This is a genomic window from Synergistota bacterium, from assembly GCA_021159885.1.
Classification (GTDB): domain Bacteria; phylum Synergistota; class GBS-1; order GBS-1; family GBS-1; genus AUK310.
In genome coordinates this window covers 1-4,364 of sequence record JAGHDO010000025.1, presented here as the reverse complement: position 1 = coordinate 4,364, position 4,364 = coordinate 1, and the positions used below count along the sequence as shown (strand labels likewise).

General features: G+C 46.3%; 3 protein-coding genes. All 3 read left to right on the top strand.

Annotation, left to right across the window (positions count from 1 at the left end; genetic code table 11):
• Positions 1-1,486, top strand: a 1,486-nt coding sequence (locus J7M13_02090; protein ID MCD6362780.1) for a DUF3387 domain-containing protein, incomplete at its 5' end; no start/stop codon positions are given.
• Positions 1,487-1,728: 242 nt separating this feature from the next.
• A complete protein-coding gene (locus J7M13_02085) occupies positions 1,729-2,742 on the top strand; it encodes a BMP family ABC transporter substrate-binding protein (GenBank protein MCD6362779.1) in 1,014 nt (337 codons plus the stop codon).
• A 105-nt stretch (positions 2,743-2,847) separates the two neighbouring features.
• A partial coding sequence (locus J7M13_02080) for an ABC transporter ATP-binding protein (protein MCD6362778.1) occupies positions 2,848-4,364 on the top strand: 1,517 nt, incomplete at its 3' end.

The following is a 4,364-nucleotide window of genomic DNA, read 5'->3' as shown; positions in this document are numbered from 1 at the left end:
TGAGGTTATCGCTCGCGATCTCGTAGAACACTTTGAAAAGAGGCTTTCTGCCATGGATGGTAAGGCTATGGTGGTTTGCATGAGCCGGCGAATCTGTGTTGATCTTTATAACGAAATCATAAAACTCAGGTCTCATTGGCACTCTGACGATGATGAAAAGGGCGTAATCAAGGTGGTGATGACCGGTTCAGCCAAAGACCCTACTGATTGGCAACTTCACATTCGCAATAAGGCCCGAAGGGAGAGACTTGCTGAACGTTTTAAAGACCCGAGCGATCCTTTGAAAATCGTTATCGTGCGTGACATGTGGCTTACAGGTTTTGATGTTCCGTGCCTTCACACTATGTATATCGATAAGCCCATGCAGGGGCACAACCTCATGCAGGCCATCGCCAGAGTGAACCGAGTTTTTCGGGACAAGCCCGGCGGGCTGGTGGTAGACTACATAGGGATCGCTGACAGTCTCAAACAGGCGCTTGCCACTTACACTCGTAGCGGTGGCCGTGGCGAACCTGCCGTGGATCAGGACGAGGCCGTGGCCGTTATGCTTGAGAAATATGAAATTTGCAAGGACATCTTTCACAGCTTTGATTACCGAAAGGCCCTTTCCGCGAGCCCTGAGGAGCGTCTTAAGATTTTGCGTGAAGCTGCGGACTTTGTGGCTGCTCCTTCTCGAAAAGAGGCTTTTATCAAGGTTGTAACTGAACTCTCTAAGGCTTTTGCTCTGGCCGTGCCCCAGGAGGAGGCCCTTAAGATTCGCGACGAAGTGGCCTTTTTCCAGAGTGTGAAAGCAGCGTTGATAAAAATTACGAGAAGCGCCCGTCCAACCGACGACAAAGAGTTCGCCATCAGGCAGATTATTTCAAGTGCCATTGTCCCCAAAGGGGTTATTGATCTCTTTGAAGCCTCAGGTTTGCAAAAGCCAGACATTTCTATCCTCTCCGATGAGTTCTTAGCCGAAGTTCGTAATTTGCCCCAGAAAAATCTTGCTGTAGAGCTATTACGCAGGCTTATCAATGATGAAATTAATATCTATCGTAAAAGAAATTTGGTTCAGGCAAGGAGATTTTCTGACTTACTTGAACGAGCGCTTAAACGATATCATAATCGAGCTATTAGTACCATTGAAGTTATTGAAGAGCTTATTAGATTAGCCGAGGAGATACGTGAGGCTCGTAATAGGGGAGAAAAGCTGGGGCTTAGTGATGAAGAAGTGGCTTTTTATGATGCGCTTGCAGCTAACGGCAGTGCGGTTGAGGTGTTGGGTGATAAAACTTTGAAAATGATTGCACGAGAAATTACCGAAGCTGTGCGTAGGAATATTACTATAGATTGGACGATTAGGGAAAGCGTAAGAGCTAAGCTGCGAGCCCTTGTAAAGCGCATTTTGAGGAAATACGGATATCCCCCTGATGGACAGGAGGGAGCTACTAAAGCGGTGCTTATGCAGGCAGAGTTGTTTGGAGAGGAGCTTGTTAAAGGATAGTGATGCTATTTTCTCCCTTGACAGAGGCTCTTGATCTGGCTATAATCTAAAAAGCAAGGGTGGTTAGCTCAGTGGGAGAGCGCTTCCCTGACGCGGAAGAGGCCGCTGGTTCAATTCCAGCACCACCAACCATCTGTGATAATGTGAGGGTGCTCCTTTTACAAAAGGAGCACCCATTTTTATTTTGCTTTGTGGTAAAATATGAGCGGGTACTTTTTTCTCGTCAAAGGAGGGGATGAAACGTGAGGAAAAGCTGGCTTGTTTTGTTATGCTTGATTTTGGGCTTTACCGCTGTTGCTATATCTGCTCCCATTAGGGTAGTTCTCGTTACGGATATAGGAGGACTTGGCGACAAGGCTTTTAATGATGGATGTTGGCTTGGGGTGGAGAAGGCAGTTAAGGATTTTGGGGTTAAGGCTAAGGTTATACAATCTTACGAACAGGAAGATTATGTGCCTAATATTACCAATGGTGCGGAGCACGGAGATGTCGTTATGGCAGCGGGATTTTTAATGACCGATGCTATGGCAAAGGTCGCTCCCATGTATCCCAAGAAGTATTTTATAATAGTTGATACCGTCGTTAAGGCTCCAAATGTCGCGAGCTTCTTGTTTAAGGAACAGGAAGGTGCTTTCCTCGCGGGAATGCTTGCCGCTGCCGTGACCAAGAAGGGAGTAGTTGGATATGTGGGCGGAATGAAGATTCCACCCGTTATCAGATTCGCCGTAGGATATGAGGCTGGAGTTAGAACCTACTGTGCTATAACTGGAAAGAAAGTTAAGGTTATAGGATCGTACACCGGCACCTTCAACGATGCTGCTAAGGGTAAGGCGGCTGCTATGTCTCTCTTTGGGCAGGGAGCGGACATAGTTTTCCAAATAGCTGGGCAGACAGGGCTTGGCGTTATAGAGGCTGCTAAGGAGAAGGGTGAAGGATACTTCGCCATAGGAGTTGATCTTAACCAGGATGCTATAGCTCCGGGCAGGGTCTTAACGAGTGTTTTAAAGAGGGTTGATGTAGCTGCCTATCTTGGAATAAAGATGGTTGTTGAAGGAAAATTTAAAGGCGGAATTTATGAACTTGGGCTTAAGGAGAATGGTGTAGGACTCACGGATATGAAATACACAAGGAAGCACATACCCAAGAAGGTTCTCGCTATGATAGAGAAAGCCAAGAAAGCGATAATAGAGGGTAAGTTAGTTGTTCCCTCCAATGAGGATGAGCTAAAGAAGTTCAAGCCGCCTAAGTCTCTTTAAGGAGCGAGGTTAAATATTCTGTGGGCGGGGACCTTATGCTACACGTCCCCGCCCAATTTTGTATTATTGATAAAAGCACATAACTTTTCTGGGGGTAGGACTGGTTTGGACTTTATCTTAGAAATGAGGGGTATCGTTAAGAGATTCCCTCGAGTTTTAGCAAACGATAAGGTTGATTTCCGCGTCAGAAAAGGTGAGATACATGCTCTCGTTGGGGAAAATGGCGCGGGAAAAACCACATTGATGAAGATATTATATGGGTTATATCGTCCCGACTCTGGAGAAATTATATGGAAGGAAAAGAAGGTTGATATAAGGACTCCTTTAGATGCCATTTCTCTTGGTATAGGCATGGTTCATCAGCATTTTATGTTGATCCCCCCTTTCACGGTCCTCGATAATATAATCCTCGGGAAGGAGCCTCTGGGAAAAGGGTTATTCGGTGAGATAGATTACGAGAAGGCCAGACGAGAAATCGAGAAGCTCTCCCAAAAGCATGGTTTTAAGCTCGATCTTGATGCTAAGGTAGCTGATATTCCCGTGGGTATGGCTCAGAGAGTTGAGATAATTAAGGTCCTTTATAGGGGAGCTGAGCTTCTCGTTCTGGATGAGCCGACCGCTGTTCTTACTCCTCAGGAGACGGAGGAACTGTTTGATGTTTTAAGAAGCTTGAAGAAGGATGGGAAGACCATCGTTTTTATTACACATAAGCTTAACGAGGTTATGGAGATTTCCGATAGAGTCACGGTTATGAGAGGTGGTAAGGTAACGGGTGAAGTTTTGACCTCGAAGACAAGTCCTCGTGAGATAGCCAGGATGATGGTTGGAAGGGAAGTGCTTCTTGAGATTAAGAAGCCTCCCCCGAAGGTGGGCGAGGTTGTCCTCGAGGTTAAGGATCTGTGGGTTAAGGATGCGCGAGGGATAGACGCTGTAAGAGGGATTTCCTTTTCTATCAGGGAGGGTGAGGTTCTGGGTATAGCCGGTGTCGCGGGTAATGGACAGACTGAGCTTGTGGAGGCTATAACTGGCTTGAGAAAGGCTGAAAGGGGAAGCATCCTGATAGAGGGCAGGGATATCTCTTTCTTCTCTCCAAGGCAAATACGGGATGAAGGCGTTGCTCATATTCCCGAAGATAGGCTAAAACGAGGACTGGTTGGGAATTTTAATCTCGCTGAAAATGTTATTCTGGGCAAGCATTATAAGGATCCATTTGCAAGAAAAGGATTATTAAAGAGAGATTTTATAACGACCTATGCGCGGGAGAGGATAAAGATGTACGATGTAAGGCCTCCAGATATCCGTGCGTTTGCATCTCGCCTTTCGGGAGGAAATCAGCAAAAGCTAATATTGGCGAGGGAGATAGTAGATGAGGCAAAGCTGATAGTGGCTTCTCAGCCCACGAGGGGGCTCGACATAGGTGCTATAGAGTTTGTGCATAGGAAGATTCTCGAAGAGAGAGGGAGAGGAAAAGCAATTCTTCTTGTTTCCATGGAGCTGGATGAGGTCCTTTCCCTAAGTGATAGGGTTATAGTCATGTATGAGGGCATATCTATGGGAGAATTTAAGCCAGGTGAGCTTACAAGGGAAGAGATAGGCTTAATGATGGCGGGAACTCCGCTTGA